General features: G+C 66.4%; 18 protein-coding genes. 12 read left to right on the top strand and 6 right to left on the bottom strand.

Annotation, left to right across the window (positions count from 1 at the left end; genetic code table 11):
* Positions 1 to 81 precede the first annotated feature (81 nt).
* Complete coding sequence (locus tag V4U86_RS12180) at positions 82 to 1,758, top strand: 3-ketosteroid-delta-1-dehydrogenase (protein WP_395311454.1); 1,677 nt, start codon at positions 82 to 84, stop codon at positions 1,756 to 1,758.
* A 12-nt stretch (positions 1,759 to 1,770) separates the two neighbouring features.
* On the opposite strand, the gene V4U86_RS12175 is transcribed toward V4U86_RS12180, so the two are convergent.
* On the bottom strand, positions 1,771 to 2,466 hold the full coding sequence (locus V4U86_RS12175; RefSeq protein WP_395311453.1) for a PadR family transcriptional regulator: 696 nt from the start codon (positions 2,464 to 2,466) through the stop codon (positions 1,771 to 1,773).
* 134 nt (positions 2,467 to 2,600) lie between these two features.
* On the opposite strand from V4U86_RS12175, the gene V4U86_RS12170 reads away from it, so the two are divergent.
* The 5 genes from V4U86_RS12170 to V4U86_RS12150 are packed head-to-tail and all read left to right on the top strand — an operon-like array spanning position 2,601 to position 6,894.
* Complete coding sequence (locus tag V4U86_RS12170; protein WP_395311452.1) at positions 2,601 to 3,116, top strand: flavin reductase family protein; 516 nt, start codon at positions 2,601 to 2,603, stop codon at positions 3,114 to 3,116.
* The gene (locus V4U86_RS12165) at positions 3,109 to 4,650 is read left to right on the top strand and encodes an FAD-binding protein (protein ID WP_395311451.1); all 1,542 of its coding nucleotides are present in this window, start codon (positions 3,109 to 3,111) and stop codon (positions 4,648 to 4,650) included. Before V4U86_RS12170 ends, V4U86_RS12165 begins: the two co-directional genes overlap by 8 nt.
* Entirely contained in the window at positions 4,647 to 5,258 is a 612-nt protein-coding gene (locus V4U86_RS12160) for a PaaI family thioesterase (protein WP_395311450.1), read from the top strand. Before V4U86_RS12165 ends, V4U86_RS12160 begins: the two co-directional genes overlap by 4 nt.
* Entirely contained in the window at positions 5,255 to 5,701 is a 447-nt protein-coding gene (locus tag V4U86_RS12155; RefSeq protein WP_395311449.1) for a Zn-ribbon domain-containing OB-fold protein, read from the top strand. The genes V4U86_RS12160 and V4U86_RS12155 overlap by 4 nt, the downstream gene beginning before the upstream one ends.
* Complete coding sequence (locus V4U86_RS12150) at positions 5,698 to 6,894, top strand: lipid-transfer protein (protein WP_395311448.1); 1,197 nt, start codon at positions 5,698 to 5,700, stop codon at positions 6,892 to 6,894. Before V4U86_RS12155 ends, V4U86_RS12150 begins: the two co-directional genes overlap by 4 nt.
* A gap of 46 nt (positions 6,895 to 6,940) precedes the next feature.
* On the opposite strand, the gene V4U86_RS12145 is transcribed toward V4U86_RS12150, so the two are convergent.
* Positions 6,941 to 8,245 (bottom strand): MFS transporter, encoded by a 1,305-nt coding sequence (locus tag V4U86_RS12145; RefSeq protein WP_395311447.1) that lies wholly within the window; start codon positions 8,243 to 8,245, stop codon positions 6,941 to 6,943.
* 284 nt (positions 8,246 to 8,529) lie between these two features.
* Between V4U86_RS12145 and V4U86_RS12140 the strand changes: the two genes are divergently transcribed.
* From V4U86_RS12140 to V4U86_RS12115, 6 genes are read left to right on the top strand one after another with little or no spacing between them, the layout of a single operon-like run.
* Entirely contained in the window at positions 8,530 to 10,149 is a 1,620-nt protein-coding gene (locus V4U86_RS12140; protein ID WP_395311446.1) for a class I adenylate-forming enzyme family protein, read from the top strand.
* A gap of 31 nt (positions 10,150 to 10,180) precedes the next feature.
* Positions 10,181 to 10,795: a TetR/AcrR family transcriptional regulator gene (locus V4U86_RS12135; RefSeq protein ID WP_395312017.1), complete on the top strand. Its 615-nt coding sequence runs from the start codon at positions 10,181 to 10,183 to the stop codon at positions 10,793 to 10,795.
* Complete coding sequence (locus V4U86_RS12130; protein ID WP_395311445.1) at positions 10,792 to 11,865, top strand: phosphotransferase family protein; 1,074 nt, start codon at positions 10,792 to 10,794, stop codon at positions 11,863 to 11,865. Before V4U86_RS12135 ends, V4U86_RS12130 begins: the two co-directional genes overlap by 4 nt.
* Before the next feature lie 19 nt (positions 11,866 to 11,884).
* Positions 11,885 to 13,138, top strand: coding sequence for an acyl-CoA dehydrogenase family protein (locus V4U86_RS12125; RefSeq protein ID WP_395311444.1), 1,254 nt, complete (start codon positions 11,885 to 11,887; stop codon positions 13,136 to 13,138).
* Between the two features lie 2 nt (positions 13,139 to 13,140).
* The gene (locus V4U86_RS12120; protein WP_395311443.1) at positions 13,141 to 13,611 is read left to right on the top strand and encodes a MaoC family dehydratase; all 471 of its coding nucleotides are present in this window, start codon (positions 13,141 to 13,143) and stop codon (positions 13,609 to 13,611) included.
* A 27-nt stretch (positions 13,612 to 13,638) separates the two neighbouring features.
* Positions 13,639 to 14,610, top strand: coding sequence for an NADPH:quinone oxidoreductase family protein (locus V4U86_RS12115; protein WP_395311442.1), 972 nt, complete (start codon positions 13,639 to 13,641; stop codon positions 14,608 to 14,610).
* Positions 14,611 to 14,688: 78 nt separating this feature from the next.
* Here the strand turns inward: V4U86_RS12115 and V4U86_RS12110 are convergent, their stop codons facing one another.
* The 4 genes from V4U86_RS12110 to V4U86_RS12095 form a co-directional block, all read right to left on the bottom strand.
* The gene (locus V4U86_RS12110; RefSeq protein ID WP_395311441.1) at positions 14,689 to 15,258 is read right to left on the bottom strand and encodes a hypothetical protein; all 570 of its coding nucleotides are present in this window, start codon (positions 15,256 to 15,258) and stop codon (positions 14,689 to 14,691) included.
* Between the two features lie 11 nt (positions 15,259 to 15,269).
* Positions 15,270 to 15,965 carry a hypothetical protein gene (locus V4U86_RS12105; RefSeq protein WP_395311440.1) on the bottom strand — a complete coding sequence of 232 codons (696 nt, stop codon included), beginning with the start codon at positions 15,963 to 15,965 and terminating at the stop codon, positions 15,270 to 15,272.
* Between the two features lie 78 nt (positions 15,966 to 16,043).
* A complete protein-coding gene (locus V4U86_RS12100; RefSeq protein WP_395311439.1) occupies positions 16,044 to 16,463 on the bottom strand; it encodes a hypothetical protein in 420 nt (139 codons plus the stop codon).
* Positions 16,456 to 16,836: a hypothetical protein gene (locus V4U86_RS12095; RefSeq protein ID WP_395311438.1), complete on the bottom strand. Its 381-nt coding sequence runs from the start codon at positions 16,834 to 16,836 to the stop codon at positions 16,456 to 16,458. Before V4U86_RS12095 ends, V4U86_RS12100 begins: the two co-directional genes overlap by 8 nt.
* Between the last annotated feature and the right edge of the window lie 75 nt (positions 16,837 to 16,911).

Raw genomic sequence — 16,911 nt, 5'->3', positions numbered from 1 at the left:
ACTCTCGGCCTGGCTGCATCGTGTTCCACTGACCGGTCACCGATGCGGCGGGGATGGCCGAGTAACCCCCAGAATCGAACGGTGACCGATCCCCAGAACATCACCGTCGATCTGCTCGTCATCGGCTCAGGTACCGGCATGGCCGCGGCGTTGGCCGCCCACGAGCTGGGCCTCTCGACACTCATCGTGGAGAAGACCCCGTACGTCGGCGGTTCGACGGCGCGATCGGGGGGCGCCTTCTGGCTGCCCGGCAGCTCCATCCTCACCGACGCCGGCTCCGCCGACACTCCCGCCAAAGCACGCACCTACCTCGAGACGCTGGTGGGTGAGGACGCTCCGGCCGAACGGACCCACGCGTTCGTGGACCACATCCCGGCCACCATCGACATGCTGCGCCGCACCACGCCGATGAAGTTCATGTGGGCCAAGGGGTATTCGGACTACCACCCGGAGAAGGCCGGCGGCAGCGCCGTGGGCCGCACCTGCGAGTGCCGACCGTTCGACACCGCGGTGCTGGGATCCGAACTCGCCCGGCTTCGTCCCGGGGTGATGAAGTCGTCGTTCCCGATGCCGGTCACCGGCGCCGACTACCGCTGGTTGAACCTGATGGTGCGCACACCGCGCAAGTCGTGGCCGCGCATATTGCGGCGCGCGGCCCAGGGCATCGGCGGGCTGGCGCTGCGGCGGCGTTATGCCGCCGGTGGGCAGGCGCTGGCGGCCGGGATGTTCGCCGGCGTGCTGCGAGCCGGGATCCCGGTGTGGACCGACTCAACGGTGACAGAACTGATCACCGACGGCCGACGGGTGACCGGCGCGCTGGTGCAACGCAATGGCGCGCCGGTGACCGTGACGGCCAGTCGCGGCGTCGTGCTGGCCACCGGTGGTTTCGACCACCAAATGAGCTGGCGACACAAGTTTCAGTCCGAGCGCCTCGGCGAACACCACAGCCTCGGATCGGAGGGCAACACCGGGGACGGAATCCGGTTGGCACAGGAGCTGGGTGCCAGTACCGGGTTGCTGGACCAGGCGTGGTGGTTTCCCGCTTTTGCGCCGTTGCCCGGCGGTGACCCGACGGTGATGCTGGCCGAGCGCTCGCTGCCGGGATGTCTGCTGGTCGACCAGAACGGTGAACGGTTCATCAACGAGGCCACCGACTACATGTCTTTCGGCCAGCAGCTGCTGGCGCGCGAGCAGGCGGGCAACCCGGTCGAAGCCATGTGGATGATTTTCGATCAGAAGTACCGCAACAGCTATCTGCTTGCCGCTGAACTGTTCCCGCGGATGCCCATCCCGCCGAGCTGGTACGAGTCCGGAATCGCCCATCGCGGTGCCGACTTCGAGACGCTGGCCGGACACCTCGGCTTCGAGCCCGCGACTTTCGTCGCGACAATGGAGCGTTTCAACGGACATGCCGACGCTGGTGTGGACGCCGATTTTCAGCGCGGTGCCAGCGCCTACGACCGCTACTACGGCGACCCGACCATCGTGCCCAACCCGAATCTGCGACCACTGGAGGCCGGGCCGTTCTACGCCGTCAAGGTGGTGCTCAGCGACTTGGGTACCTGCGGTGGCGTGCGCGCCGACGTCCGCGGACAGGTGCTTCGCGAGGATGGATCTGTGATCGACGGCCTCTACGCGATCGGCAACACGGCGGCCAACACCTTCGGCAAGACCTATCCGGGTGCAGGTGCCACCATCGCTCAGGGCCTCGTCTACGGTTACATCGCGGCGCAGCACGCCGCCGGCCGACTGTCCTGAGCCGACGTCGGCTCAGTCCTGCGGGTGTCCGCCGTCGGGGGCGCCACCGGCGTCTTCGGCGGCGATTCGGCGTTCGACCTCGTACCAGTACTCACGCACCGGGAACTGAACACCCTCAGGACCGTTCTCTCCGAACGTCTCCTCGACGTCATCGAGATCCTTGATCATCTGAAGTGCCAGTTCGCGCTCAGCCGCGTAGTACTGCTCGGACCACTTCAGCGCCAACCGGGCATACGCCCACGCCGGTTGCTCGCTGGTCCAACGGACCTCGGTCGCGGCAGCCTGCTGGAGTTGCTCCGCGTAGGCCGCGTGCTCGCTGAGGATCTCACGGAGCCGCCCCGGCTTCAGCAAGTGCCCGAGCATCACCCGCAGCATCGGGTTGTGCTTGAGGCTAGGCGGTTCGACCGGTTCGTCGTTGATCCAGCGGCCGACGGCGGCCTGGCCCGCGTCGGTGATCTTGTACATTCGCCGGCTTCGGATTCCGGCGTCGACCCGTGAACTCACCAGACCCAGCCGCTCCAGCCGCTTGAGTTCGGAGTAGATCTGGCTGTACGCAGGACTTGAATAGAAAAACCGAATCGCCCAGTTGATCCATTTCTTGATGTCATAACCCGACAGTTCCTCGCCGCTGGTCAACAACCCCAGCAAGGCCCACCCGGTGGGCGACACATTCAGCCCGTCAGGTGCACCCTCGGTGTGTTCTGTCACCGGCCAAGGCTAGCAATGTGAGCAGCTCATGACCCGTCCATCACCGCTCACCGGGAGGACGCGTTGCGTCAATGTGCACTCGGAGCGGAACGTATGAATCGACCCACGTTCAGCGCGAACGGCATAGGAGAGGCATGACCGCCCAATCCGGTGGCGACCTGATCACCCCCGCGGCCCCAGAAATGCGGCGCGTGCTGGGCCATTTCTGTACCGGTATTGCCGTCATCACCGCACACGACGGCGAACGTCCGATCGGCTTCACCTGCCAATCGGTCACCTCGGTGTCGCTGGATCCGCCCTACATCTCGTTCTGCCCGTCAAGGACATCGACGAGCTGGCCGATGATCCGTGAGGTCGGCACGCTGTGCGTCAACATCCTCGCGGCCGAGCAAAAAAGCGTCTGCGCACAGTTCGCCACCCGAGGCAACGACAAGTTCGCCGGCATCGGATGGAATCCCGGCGCGAACGGAGCGCCGACTCTCGATGGCGCCCTGGCCTCGGTGGAGGCCGATATCCAGTTCGAGTACGCGGCCGGCGATCACACTATTGTGGTGGCGCGCGTGACCGGACTGTGGGCGCACGAGGAGCGCCTTCCCCTGTTGTTCTATCGCGGTGGGTACGGTGCGTTCGAAGGGGCGTCTCATGTCTGAGTTCGAGTTCGATGTCGTTGTCGCGGGGTCCGGTGGCGGTATCGCCGGCGCGTATACCGCTGCCCGCGAGGGACTTTCGGTGCTGCTGGTGGAGGCGACCGACATGTTCGGCGGCACCACCGCCTACTCGGGCGGCGGGGGTGTGTGGTATCCCTGCAACCCGGTCCTCCGGCGCGCAGGCACCGACGACACCCTGGACAAAGCGCTCACCTATTTCCACGCAGTCGTCGGCGACCGCACTCCGCGCGAGTTGCAGGAAACCTACGTCCGCGGCGGCGCCGAGCTCATCGAGTATCTGGAGCAGGATCCGGCGTTCGAGTTCACAGTGCTGCCGTGGCCGGACTACTACGGCTCGGCGCCGGAATCCCGCAACGACGGGTACCGGCACATCATCCCGCTGCCGGTCCCCGACTCCGCCCTTGGCCGTTACGCCGGTCTGGTTCGCGGGCCACTGGACACCGACCGCCTCGGCGCCGAAGCGCCCGAGCTGCTGGTCGGCGGGCGCGCCCTGGTCGGCCGGTTCCTGTCCGCACTCGACAAGCTGCCGAACGTCACCTGCTGGCGCAACGCGCCGTTGGTGGACCTCATCACCGAGGACGGTGCGGTCGTGGGAGCGGTCATCGAGCACGACGGCACGACGGTCCGGGTCGGGACACGTCGCGGCGTCGTGCTGGCCAGTGGCGGATTCGAACAGAACGCGGCGATGCGCGGCGAGTATGGCGTACCTGGCAGCGCGACCGACACGATGGGCGGGCCGGGCAGCACCGGACATGCGCACCGCGCCGCTATCGCCGCCGGTGCCGATGTCGATCTGATGGACCAGGCCTGGTGGTCGCCCGGGATGACCCATCCCGACGGCCGCTCAGCGTTCGCGCTGTGGTTCACGGGTGGCATCTTCGTCAACCAGCAGGGCCGGCGGTTCGTCAACGAATCGGCCCCCTATGACCGCATCGGCCGCGACATCATCCGGCAGATGCAGGACGGCTCCACCACATTGCCGTTCTGGATGGTCTACGACGACAGGGACGGCGAGGTGCCCCCGGTCAAGGCCACCAACGTGTCGATGGTCGAGCCTGCCCGGTACCGGGAGGCCGGCCTGTGGCACAGCGCCGACACCCTGGCCGAACTCGCCGAGACCATCGGTGTGCCGGCTTCCGAGCTGGAGGCCACCGTCGAGCGGTACAACAAGCTGGTCGCCACCGGCGTCGACGACGACTTCGGCCGCGGCGGTGAAGCCTATGACCGGGCATTCAGCGGGGGTGAGTCCCCGATGGTTCCCATCGATACCCCGCCCTATCACGCGGCCGCGTTCGGGCTCTCCGATCTCGGCACCAAGGGCGGGCTGCGGACCGACACCCACGCACGGGTGCTGCACGTCGACGGTACGTCCATCCCGGGGCTATACGCGGCAGGTAACACGATGGCGGCGGTGTCGGGCACCACCTACCCCGGCGGCGGTAATCCGATCGGCGCCTCGATGCTGTTCAGCCACCTCGCCGCGCTGGACATAGCCGCGTCGGGCACCGTGCAGTGAGTGAGCCCATCATTGCCAAGGACGCCCGTCGGATCGAAGAACTCTACGGCCCGCTGACGCAGTCTCTGCGCAAGCTCATCGACGTCGTGATACGCAGCCAGGCCGATGACGACGACGTGAAGCAGGCACACAGTTTGATCGATCAAGCTGCGGCACTGCTGAGTTCACGGTTGGATCGCGAGCCGTTCGGGGTGCGAGCCACCACCGACGGCGGGGTCCTCACCTGGGGCAACGTCGCGATGGGTGTACGTAACGCGATCGCTTTCCCGCTGCAGATCGAACACGACGAAAACGGCAGGGCGAGTGCGGATCTGCTACTCGAAGCGCCATACGAGGGCCCGCCCGGACATGTGCATGGCGGAGTCTGCGCGCTCATCCTCGATCACCTGCTGAGTGCCACCGCGCACCGGCCGGGTAAGCCGGCCTACACCGGCACCCTGAACCTGCGCTACGTGGCGCCCACCCCGCTGGGGCCGTTGCGCGCCGAGGCCTGGATCGACAGCGAGACCGAGTCGAAAACCATTGCGCGAGGCCACATCATCGATGCCGATGGCGTTGTGACAGTGCAGGCCGAAGGCATCTTCATCAGACCGAAAGCGAGACCATGACAGTCGACACCAACACAGAACCCGCCGTTGAGGGGTGGTTCGCCACCGACGACGCCGGTGACACTCACCTCATCGGCGGCAAGTGCACCGTGTGCGCGACCTATGTCTTCCCGCCCCGGGAAAACAACTGCCCCAACCCCGGCTGCGACAGCGACGAACTGGCCCTGGTGCCACTGTCGCGGCGCGGCACGGTGTGGAGCTACACCGAAAACCACTACGCACCACCGCCGCCGTATCCCTCCCCGGACCCGTTCGAGCCGTTCGCCGTGGCCGCCGTCGAACTCGCCGACGAAGGCCTGATCGTGCTCGGCAAAGTCGTCGAAGGCACCCTGGCCGCCGACCTGAAGATCGGCATGCAGGTCGAACTGACCACCATGGCCCTGTATGTCGACGACGAGGGCGTCACCCGCACCACCCACGCCTGGAGGATCGCCGACTCATGAGTGAACCCGTCTACATCCTCGGCGCCGGCATGCACCCCTGGGGCAAATGGGGCCGCGACTTCACCGAATACGGCGTCGTCGCAGCACGAGCCGCCCTCGCCGAAGCAGGCCTGGACTGGAAACAAATCCAACTCGTCGCCGGCGCAGACACCATCCGCAACGGCTACCCCGGCTTCGTCGCCGGCGCCACCTTCGCCCAAAAACTCGGCTGGAACGGCATCCCCGTCACCAGCAGCTACGCCGCCTGCGCCAGCGGTTCACAAGCCCTGCAGTCCGCGCGCGCCCAAATCCTGGCCGGCTTCTGCGACGTCGCCCTGGTCATCGGCGCCGACACCACCCCCAAAGGCTTCTTCGCCCCCGTCGGCGGCGAACGCCGCAACGACCCCGACTGGCAACGCTTCCACCTCATCGGCGCCACCAACACCGTCTACTTCGCCCTGCTCGCCCGCCGGCGCATGGACCTCTACGGCGCCACCCTGCAAGACTTCGCGCAGGTGAAAGTCAAAAACGCCCGCCACGGCCTCAACAACCCGTACGCCCGCTACCGCAAAGAAGCCACCGTCGACGACGTCCTGGCCTCCCCCGTCGTCTCCGACCCCCTGCGCCTACTCGACATCTGCGCCACCTCCGACGGCGCGGCCGCGGTCATCGTCGCCTCCAAGGCCTTCACCGAAAAACACCTCGGATCCGTCGCCGGAGTCCCCAGCGTGCGCGCGGTCAGCCTGCAATCCCCCCAATACCCCCAACACCTACCCGAACTGCCCGATATCGCCACCGACTCCACCGCCGTCATCCCCGGCCCCGACCGAGTCTTCAAAGACCAGATCCTCGACGCCGCCTACACCGAAGCCGGCATCGGCCCCGAAGACCTGTCCCTGGCCGAGGTCTACGACCTGTCCACCGCCCTGGAACTCGACTGGTATGAACACCTCGGCCTCTGCCCCAAGGGCGAAGCCGAACACCTCCTGCGCTCCGGGGCCACCAGCATCGGCGGCCGCATCCCGGTCAACGCCTCCGGCGGGCTGGCCTCCTTCGGCGAAGCCATCCCCGCCCAAGCCATCGCCCAAGTCTGCGAACTCACCTGGCAACTCAAAGGCCAAGCCACCGGCCGCCAAGTCGAAGGCGCCACAGTCGGCGTCACCGCCAACCAAGGACTCTTCGGCCACGGCTCAAGCGTCATCGTCGCCCGGTAACCAATCCACGATGCCCCGGACCCGTCCCCGCCGCAGCAGGCACTGATCAGCGTTCGGCGGCTCGGGTGTGATCCGGACGCACGCTCGCTACGGTGACCAGACCCACGATCGCCAGGGCGATGACGAAAAATGCCGGGGCCAGGATGTTCCCGGTGCGCTCGACGAGCCACACCGCCGCGTAGGGGGCCGTACCGCCGGCAACGATCACCCCGAGGTTCCACCCCATGGCGACTCCGGTGTACCGAGCCTCCTGGTCGAACAGTTGGGGCAGCAGCGTGTACGCGCCCACCTGCGCGGCCACCGAGTTCATCATGATGACGATGTAGGCGAGCGTCGCGACGAACAGGCTCACGTGCATGGTGGCCATCAGCGGGTAGGTGAGCACGATAAAGCCGGTGAAACCCAGTGCGAGCAACCGGATCAGACCGATCCGGTCACCGAGCATGCCGGCCAGCGGCATCGCCAGTGCGGATAATCCCAGCGCGAGCGTGGTCACCCACAGCACCGACGACGCCTCGTACCCGAGCTGCTTACCGAGATGGATGGCCATATACGTCAAACCGATATAGGCCGTTCCGTTGACCGCCGCGCTGAAGCCCGACGCCTGCAACAACGCGCGCGGATGCTTGCGGAACAACAATCCCACGGGGAGGTGCTCCTTGACGTCGGCGCGCGGCGCCTCGTGGGTCTCCTCGACCCGCGTACGTGCCCACAGGCAGAACAGCGTCAACGGCAACGCCAGCAAGAACGGAATCCGCCAGCCCCACGATTCCAGTTGCGCGTCCGTGGTCAGCGCGGTCACCGCGCCGGCAACACCGGCGGCCAGGGCGAACCCTCCCGTGGAGCCCAGCGGGGTGAAAGCACCGTAGGTGGCCTTTCGGTGCGCAGGAGCCGACTCGGCGATGAACGTGGCCGATCCCCCTACCTCGCCGCCGGCCGAAAAGCCCTGCAGCAGACGGACGATCACCAGAAGCACGGTGGCCCAGACACCCACCTGCGCCGGCGTGGGCAACAGGCCCATTGCCGTGCTGCCGACCCCCATACAGATCAGGGTCGCCATCAGGGCTTTCTTGCGGCCATACCGGTCGCCGATGTGACCGAACACGATGCCGCCGAGCGGTCGGATCAGATACGCGGTACCGAAGACCGCCAGCGCCGACAGCAGCGAGGTCACTGGGTCGTCACTGGGGAAGAACATCGGTGCGATGACGACCGCCATGAACCCGTACAGGCTGAAGTCGTAGTACTCGATCAATGTCCCGACACCGCCGGCAAGGGCCGCCTTGCGCGCCCTCGCACGATCACCTGCCGGGTCGGCGGACGGCCGTGCATCGATCTCGGGCGTTGCCATGTGCTACTCCGAACTGTCGGGCCGATGATGTGACCCAGGTCTCGCAAGCGGGCCGCGCCCATCTTCTGAGCCGAACGAACGTTTGTCAAGGCTCCTTGCGGTCGACATTTGCTTTACCGGCTCTGCAAGGGTTTTAGAGATACCATCAGGTGGTTGACAAACGATCGTTCGGTTGCCAGCATGGCTCACACCCAGCCCATCACCGCGCTGGACGCGGCCGAACGAAGGGATCCGCAGTGCGTTCAGTAGCCGAAACTCCGTGGTCGGCGTACTACCCCGCCGGCGTGACTGCGCAGCCCGCGGCCCACTTCGCCACGATGATCGAGGCCTGGAACACGCACGTCGCCATCCGGCCGTTGTCGCCGGCCGTGCATTACTTCCATGCCACCCTGAATTTCGCCGAGATCGACGCGGCAGCCAGTGCGTTGGCAGCCACCTTGCAGCACCGCGGATTACAGACCGGCGACCGGGTGGCCATCTATCTACAGAACGATCCGCAATGGTTGGTCACGCTGCTTGCCGCCTGGAAGATCGGTGCGGTGCCGGTGGCCGTCAACCCGATGCTGCGCGCCGAAGAACTTCGGCACATCCTCGATGACTCCGGCGCACGAGCCATGGTCTGCCTGGATCATCTGTACCCGCAGGTTCAACAAGCACTGCACGACACCGCGCTCGACACCGTCATAACCACACATCCGCTGGATATGACGCCACAGAACACGCTTCCCGACTACATCGGCGAGTATGTCCCTGCGCGACAGTCATTCTCGACTGCACTCGATTGGCTGACGGTACTGGCCGAGCACGGGCAAACCACCCTTGCCACGGTGAAGGCGGCAGATGCCGATGACATCGGGGCGCTGGTCTACACATCCGGAACCACCGGACGGCAAAAGGGTGCGATGAATCTGCAACGCGCCATGGTGCACAACTCAGCGGTGTACTGCACGTGGTGGGACCTACGTGCCGACCGCGACGTCATCATCGGTCTTGCCCCGGTCTTCCACATCACCGGGCTCATCGCCGGATTGGGCGCCCACATCATCAGTGGCGCCCCGCTGGTGCTGATGCACCGATTCGACGCGGAACACACCTTGCGTGACATCGAGCGCCGAAAGGGCACCTTCATGATCGGTGCCAGCACCGCCTTCATCGCCCTGATCAACCATCCCGCTCTTCCCGAGGTCGACGTCTCCTCACTGCGCAAGACACCGTCGGGCGGCGCCCCCGTCAGCCCGGCGCTCATCGACCGTGTTCGAAGTGCCACAGGATGGACGCTGCGCGGTGCATACGGCCTGACCGAGACCACGTCACCGACGCACCTCGGTCCCCCGGCCATGGACCCGCCAACCGATCCCGAGACGGGTGCGACATCGGTCGGTGTCCCGGTCCCGGGGGCGCGGGTGCGCATCGTCGACGTGGACAGCGGTCATGATCTCGCGCCCGGCGGGACCGGCGAGATCGTGGTGTCCGGCCCCATGGTCGTGCCAGGTTACTGGCGACTGCCGGATGAGTCCGCGCACGCGATACGGGACGGCTGGCTGCACACCGGTGACATCGGCCGGATGACCTCGGACGGGTGGTTGTTCGTCATCGACCGGCTCAAGGACTTGATCAACGCCGGCGGCTACAAGGTGGTGCCCCGTGACGTCGAAGACGTTCTTTACGGACACCCTGCGGTGCTTGAGGCTGCAGTGATCGGAGTTCCCGACGAATACCGCGGCGAGACCGTGAAGGCATTCGTGTCGCTGATCGACGGCGCCGTCGCCTCGCCGGAGGAACTGATCGCCTATTGCCGGGATCGCATGGCGGCGTACAAGTACCCGCGGTCCCTGGTCATTCTCGACCAACTGCCGAAGAACCCGGCGGGTAAACTACTGAAACGGGAGTTGCGCAGTGTCTGACGCCGGAGTCGCCGAAACACGCACTGCGCCGGTGCGAGCCGTCCGTAACGCGAAGCAGACGAACGGCAACGGCAGCCAAACCATCATCGCCGCGGCGGTCGAGAACTTCCAGGCACGGGGATACCACGGCACATCGATGCGTGACATCGCCGCCACCGCCGGTATCACCCCGGCATCCATCTATCACCATTTCCCGTCCAAACAGCACATCCTGCAACACATCATGGAGTCGGTGATGAAGGACGTGCTGACGCTGACCAACGCCGCCCTCATCCGCGCCGGCAACTCACCGGCCGACCAACTCACGGCGTTGATGCGAGCCTGGGCGTTGTTCCACACCCGGCATCGCGCTGAGGCTCTCATCGGTGCGACGGAAATCCGCAGCCTCGACGAGACCGGCCACCGCATCGTCGTCGCGCTGCGCGATCAGCAGGAGCGGATGTTCCGCGAGATCATCGAACGCGGGGTTGCCGAACGTGTCTTCACGACCCAGTTTCCGCGCGAGGCCGCCCGAGCCATCATCAACATGGGCTCGACCCTGGCGAGCTGGTACCGCGAGGATGGCCCACTGACCCCGGAGCAGATGGCCGACCGCTATGCGGCGTTGGCGTTGGGCACCGTCGGCGCGGCTGGTGACGCCGGATGAGCCTGGCCCCGAAGCCACCGACACCACAGGCCTTCGACCCCCGTACCGCCGCGTCGATCCGTAACTGGCTGGCCGGCGCCGAGACACAGCCGATCGGAACGGAACTGAGCTCGCGCTTGATCGCGGGCGGCCGCTCCAATCCCACCTACGAGCTGACCGACGGGCATCGACACTGGATCCTGCGCCGGCCGCCCGTCGGGCATGTCCTGCCCACCGCACACGATATGGGCCGTGAATTCCGGGCGCTCACGGCACTGTACGGCAGTGCGGTGCCCGTGCCCCGGACGGTGGGACTGTGCGAGGACGCCTCGATACTCGGCGCACCGTTCTATGTGATGGACAAGCTCGAAGGGACGACACTGCGTACCGCGCAGGACACCGCCCGCCTGACTCCAGATCAGCGAAGCCTGCTTGCCGCCAACGCGGTTCGCGTCCTCGCCGCGCTTCACGCGATCGAACCCGACGCAGTCGGACTCGGCGACTGGGGCAGGCCCGACGGCTATCTGGACAGGCAGCTGCGTCGATGGCGCAGACAATGGGAATCGTCGGCGACGCAACCGCGCGCCGAGGTCGACGAGCTCCATTCGAGGCTGTCGGCCTCGGTGCCCGCTACCCATTACCCCGGGATCGTGCACGGTGACTTCAAGATCGACAACCTGATGGTGAGCGCCGATGACCCGACGCGCATAGTCGGTGTCCTGGACTGGGAGATGTCAACGCTCGGAGACACTTTGACCGATGTCGGGATTCTGTGTTCGTTCTGGGACCATCCCGGCGAGTTCCACAACCCGATCACGGCCGGGGCGACCGCACTACCGGGATTTCCCTCTCGCGACGAGTTGGTGCGGTCCTACCTGCAGGCACGCGGCATCGATGTCGCCGACATGGACTGGTATCTGGTGTTCGCGGACTTCAAGATCGCGATCATCCTGGAAGGTATCCACGCCCGGCATCTGGAAGGGCATACCGAAGGCGCCGACTTCGACAGCGTCGGGGGCATGGTGGGCCCCTTGCTGGAGCGTGCCATGGAGCGCGCCACACGATCGCGCGTCGCGGCGCTCGCGCGCTGATGAACCGGGAAGGAATCTGATGAACAACCTGACCATTCCCCTCGAAACCGATTGGGAAGGCCTGGACCTGCGCCCGTCGCGGCGGGCGCGCGCCCTTCGCAACGAGCTCGTGGACTTCATGCACACCCAGGTCTTTCCGGCCGAGCACGAATACGAACGGTACCGACGCGATGCAGGGCCACAGGACCATCGGGTGCCTCCGGTGGTCGAGGTCCTCAAAAAGGAAGCTCGAGCACGTGGCCTGTGGAATCTGTTCCTGCCGGCCGAGTCCGGGATAAGTCAGCTCGACTACGCCGGCCTGGCCGAGATCACCGGCTGGAGCCTGCATCTGGCACCGGAGGCTACCAACGGGCAGGCTCCCGACACCGGCAACATGGAGTTGCTGCACTTGTTCGGCACGCCGGACCAGAAGCAAAGATGGCTGCAGCCGCTACTGGACGGCGAGATCCGGTCGGCGTTCTCGATGACCGAACCGGCCGTCGCCAGCTCGGACGCCACCAACATCGAGACCCGTATCGAGCGCGACGGTGACCAGTACGTGATCAACGGACGCAAATGGTGGACCAGCGGGGCCGCGGACCCGCGGTGCAGCCTGCTGATCGTGATGGGCAAGACCGACCCCACCGCCGCGACGCACCAGCAGCAGTCCATGGTGCTCGTCCCCATCGACACACCGGGTGTCACCGTGGTGCGCGATGTCCCCGTTTTCGGCAGGCATGACCAACACGGTCACTGCGAAGTCAGCTACCAGGACGTCCGGGTCCCGGTAGCCAACATCCTCGGCGAGGAGGGCGCGGGCTTCGCCGTCGCGCAAGCTCGGCTCGGTCCGGGGCGTATCCACCACTGTATGCGCGCACTCGGCGCTGCCGAGCGCGCACTGACGCTGCTGACCACCCGGGCCCAGTCCCGGGTGGCGTTCGGCAAGCCGTTGTCCGACCAGGGCAGCGTGCAGCAGCAGATTGCCGAATCCCGGATAGCGATCGATCAGGCCCGCCTGCTCTGTCAATTCGCGGCGAAGACCATCGATCGGCATGGCAATCGCGCAGCGGCGCAGTATATTTCCGCGGCCAAGGTCTCGGTACCCCGCGTCGCCCTGGATATCATCGACCGGGCCATCCAGGTATACGGCGGCGCCGGCGTCAGCGACGACGTGCCGCTGGCGGCAATGTATGGCTGGCACCGCTCGATGCGAATCTTCGACGGACCAGATGAGGTGCACCTGCGTTCCATCGCCAAGGCCGAACTGCGCAAGCACGCCCCGAGCAAAGACTGACGATGACCGCACTGCACACCACCGTCGCCGAACTCGGGCGAGCCGGTCCCCGCGAACTCGGGTCCGGCGAATGGATGACCATCGAGCAGTCCCGCGTGAATCTCTTCGCCGATGCCACCGACGACCATCAGTGGATTCACGTCGACCCCCAACGCGCGGCCTCCGGCCCGTTCGGCACCACCATCGCCCACGGGTACCTGACGCTGTCGCTGGTGCCGCGGATGCTCGACGAACTGCTGGTGGTAACCGATCAGGTCCGGGGCACCAACTACGGCATCGATCGGCTCCGGTTCACCGATCCCGTTCCCGTCGGTTCCCGCATCCGGCTGGAGGCCAGGATCGCCGAGGCCAAGCCACGCGACGACGGCGGGGTTCAGTACAAGATCGCCTTCCAGGTGCAGGTGCAGGGACGGGACCGGCCCGCCGTTGTCGGCGAATCGATCTACCTGGCGTACTCCGATCCCGGATCCTGAGTCGCCCGAGGCCTTCCGAGGAGATGCATGCGTGCCTTCCAGCTCACCGAGTACAGCGGGCCCAGCGGCCTGGTTCTGACCGACATCGATGCGCCCGTCCCGGTGGGCGGTGAAATCCTGCTGCAGGTGCGCGCACTCGGGGTGAACTTCCCCGACTTGTTGATGACCAAGGGCCAATACCAGAACAAGCCGGATCTACCCGCCACCCCCGGATGCGAGGTCGCCGGCCTTGTGGTCAGCGCCCCGCCAGGCTCCCCCTGGCAGCCCGGAGACCGCGCCGCGGCCTTCGTCTGGGACGGCGGTTTCGCCGAATACGTGGCAGTTGGCCCGAACTCGATTGTGCCCTTGCCGGACTCGGTGGACTTCGAATTCGCCGCGGCAATGGTCGTCAACTATCACACCGTCCACTTCGCGCTTGCCCGCCGGGGCGCCGTGCAGCCAGGTGAAACGGTCCTGGTACTGGGCGCCGCCGGCGGGATCGGCACCGCAGCGGTTCAGGTCGCCACCGGGTTGGGCGCGAAGGTGATTGCCGGTGTCGCCGATTCGCGCCAGGCCCAGACTGCCACGGCCGCCGGTGCGGCCCAGACGGTGATGCTGGACCGGGGCTTCGCACCGATGGTCCGCCAACTGAATGGGGGCGTCGGAGTGGACGTGATACTCGACCCGTTGGGCGACTGGCTTTTCGATGAAGCGATCCGGGCACTGGCACCCGAAGGGCGCCTGCTGGTCGTCGGATTCGCCGCCGGGAGAATCCCACAGCTCGGGGTGAACCGCTTGTTGCTTCGCAATGTCGGCGTCCTCGGTGTGGCATTCGGCGCGTTCCTGGATCTCGATCACAACCTGATGGCACAACAGGGGGCGTCGCTGGACCGGATGGTCGTCGACGGGATCGTCCGACCCCAGATCGGCGCGCGGTTCGGCTTCGATCAGATTCCTGAGGCGTTGTTCCGACTGGACAAGGGAGAGATTCGCGGTAAGGGCGTCGTCGTCGTGGATTGATCCCAGCGCGAACACGGACTCTCGGCCGCCGACGCTCAGCGCGCCGGCGGCCATTTCGTCAAGACTGCCTTTCGCTGCTCACACCGGGTCCAGCGCCGAGATCAACCAGGTGCCATCCGATTTGGTCAAACTGACCACCACACTGCTGGCGGTCAGAGCCGGCTCCGGACGGTCGCGGCTGGTGGTTTCCTGGTTCAGGAAGAGCAACACCTTGGCCGAATCCGGGTGCATCTCCATCAAGGCGGCATCGAGCACGTGCGCGCTGGCCTTGATGCCGCGCTCCCGCACGGCGGGCGCGACCACCTCGTTGCTGAACTTGCCGTAGTAGGTGAGGAATTCACCGGCCATCAACGCCTGCGCCCGCTGCAGGTCGCGATCCAGCGTGTCCGGCGCGTACGACAGCAGGGTCACCGTCGCCGTCGACGCCGAGTCGATGGCGACCTGTTCGGCCGCCGCATCGGTCTGCTGGCTCGGCCGGAAACTGGTGAAGTACAGCACCGAAGCGAACGCCGCGGCGGCCAGCAGCAACGCCGTGAGCGTGAGGCCCTTCCACCGGGTAGCCACAAACGATCGGGCCCGCACGGCCACCCCGGGCGATCCGGGTGCCGGTGCGACCTCCGATTCCTCGACCGCTGTGTGCTCGCTCATCTCATCAACACTCACGGGACGAACTCCACCTTCGCCATCTTGATCCGGTCACCGTCGCGCTTGAGGTCCACCATCAGGCGCCAGTTCCGCGGCGCCTCCTCGGCGCCTCCGGCGTTGGTGACCGTCGACGATGCTGCGACCAGCACGGAGGCCGTATCGGCCGTCATCGACTCCACCGCCGCGGCGTTCACCGTCGCCTTCGTGGTGACCTTGGCGTCCTGGGAGACCTTGATGAAATCCTCGGCGGCGCCCTGGAACTCCTGCCGGAACGGATCCACCGAGTTGTCGACGATGCGCTGCACGCTGTCCTGCGGGTTCTTGAAGTCGATCGACATCAGGGTGACCACCACCTGCCGGGCGGCCGCCGCGAACTCGGCCCGGGCACGGTCGTGGGCCCGCACATCCTGCTGGTGCATGATCATCAACCCGCCCGCTGCCAGCAGGACGATGGTGGCGATCAGTGCCGCGACGGCGGCCAGGCGCGTCCAGCGCGGCCTGCGGAGTCGCTTGCCCTCCGGCGCGGCATCGCGTTCGGCGCTCAGGCGGTCGGCGAGCGCCCTGGCCTCGACCGCCTTCTGCTCGGCCGCCGCCGCATCGGCCGCGGCCTGATCGAACAGCTCGGCCATTTCCTCCGGTGAGAGCTCGGCGCCGTGGTCCGGTTCGGCACGTTCCGCCTCGATATCGGGCGGGGCGTCAGTTCTCGACATACCGGCACGCTACGGCCGTCGACCGACGCTGCGAGGACACGTTCCCATCCAGTGGGCCCCGTCACACGATGCGGTTGCTCACCAATGCCGTAGCGAGCACAGCGCGCCCTTGGGCCCGTCACCGGTGGCAACGACGACACCGTCGACCGCCAGTTGGCAGTGGAACACGGGTTCACCGGGGGTACGGCCACTGGTGGCCGACACCATCGCCCAGCGATTGGGGTCGACCAGCGTGGCGTGCAGCACCCAGGGCCGGTCCGCGCCCACCTCGACCTGGACCTTGGGGCTGAAGACATACGGATTGTGGCTGTAATCGGCCCAATTCGGCGGATCCACCTCACGGAAGTAGATATCCGCGGTCACCGGGGACTCCGCGGTCACCGTATACGTGACGTGATGCCCGCCCGGCGGATCGGCGTGGGCAGGACCCGTCGTCACTGTCGCGGCGAAACCGGTGAGGGCCGTGCACACGACCACCGGAAGACGTCCCCTAGACATCATCGCCTCGACTCCACAGCGGACCGCCGTCCTTGGACTGGCACGCCAGGAACAGACCGTCGGGGGCCTGTGCCACCCAATTCTCGTAGCCGGCACAACTGGTACCGAACTCCTTCACGCCGGCCATCGACGGCGAGCGGAAGTACCGGGGTTCATACCGGCGCGGAGAGCCGCAGAAGACCATGCGCCCCCAGGACGTGGTGCCGAAAACGTAGTAGGCGGTGTTCGAACACGGCGCGCCGAGCACGACACCCGGCTTGATGCCCGGTGCGCAGTCCGGACCGTCGCAGAAGGCCGGTTCCGCGTGCGCAGGAGGCGCCGTCAGCAGCGCAGCGGCCAGCGTTGCCGCCGCTATCACCACACTCATCTTCATGCTCGGCACTTTGTCAGCCCGTGGACCTTGTTGGTTGTTTCCGGTCCACTCAGTGGACACGATGGTGGCGGACGG

It is taken from the genome of Mycobacterium sp. AMU20-3851 (assembly GCF_043974665.1).
Classification (GTDB): Bacteria; Actinomycetota; Actinomycetes; order Mycobacteriales; family Mycobacteriaceae; genus Mycobacterium.
Note: the sequence above shows the minus strand (reverse complement) of the source record. Positions and strands in the feature narration are given on the sequence as shown.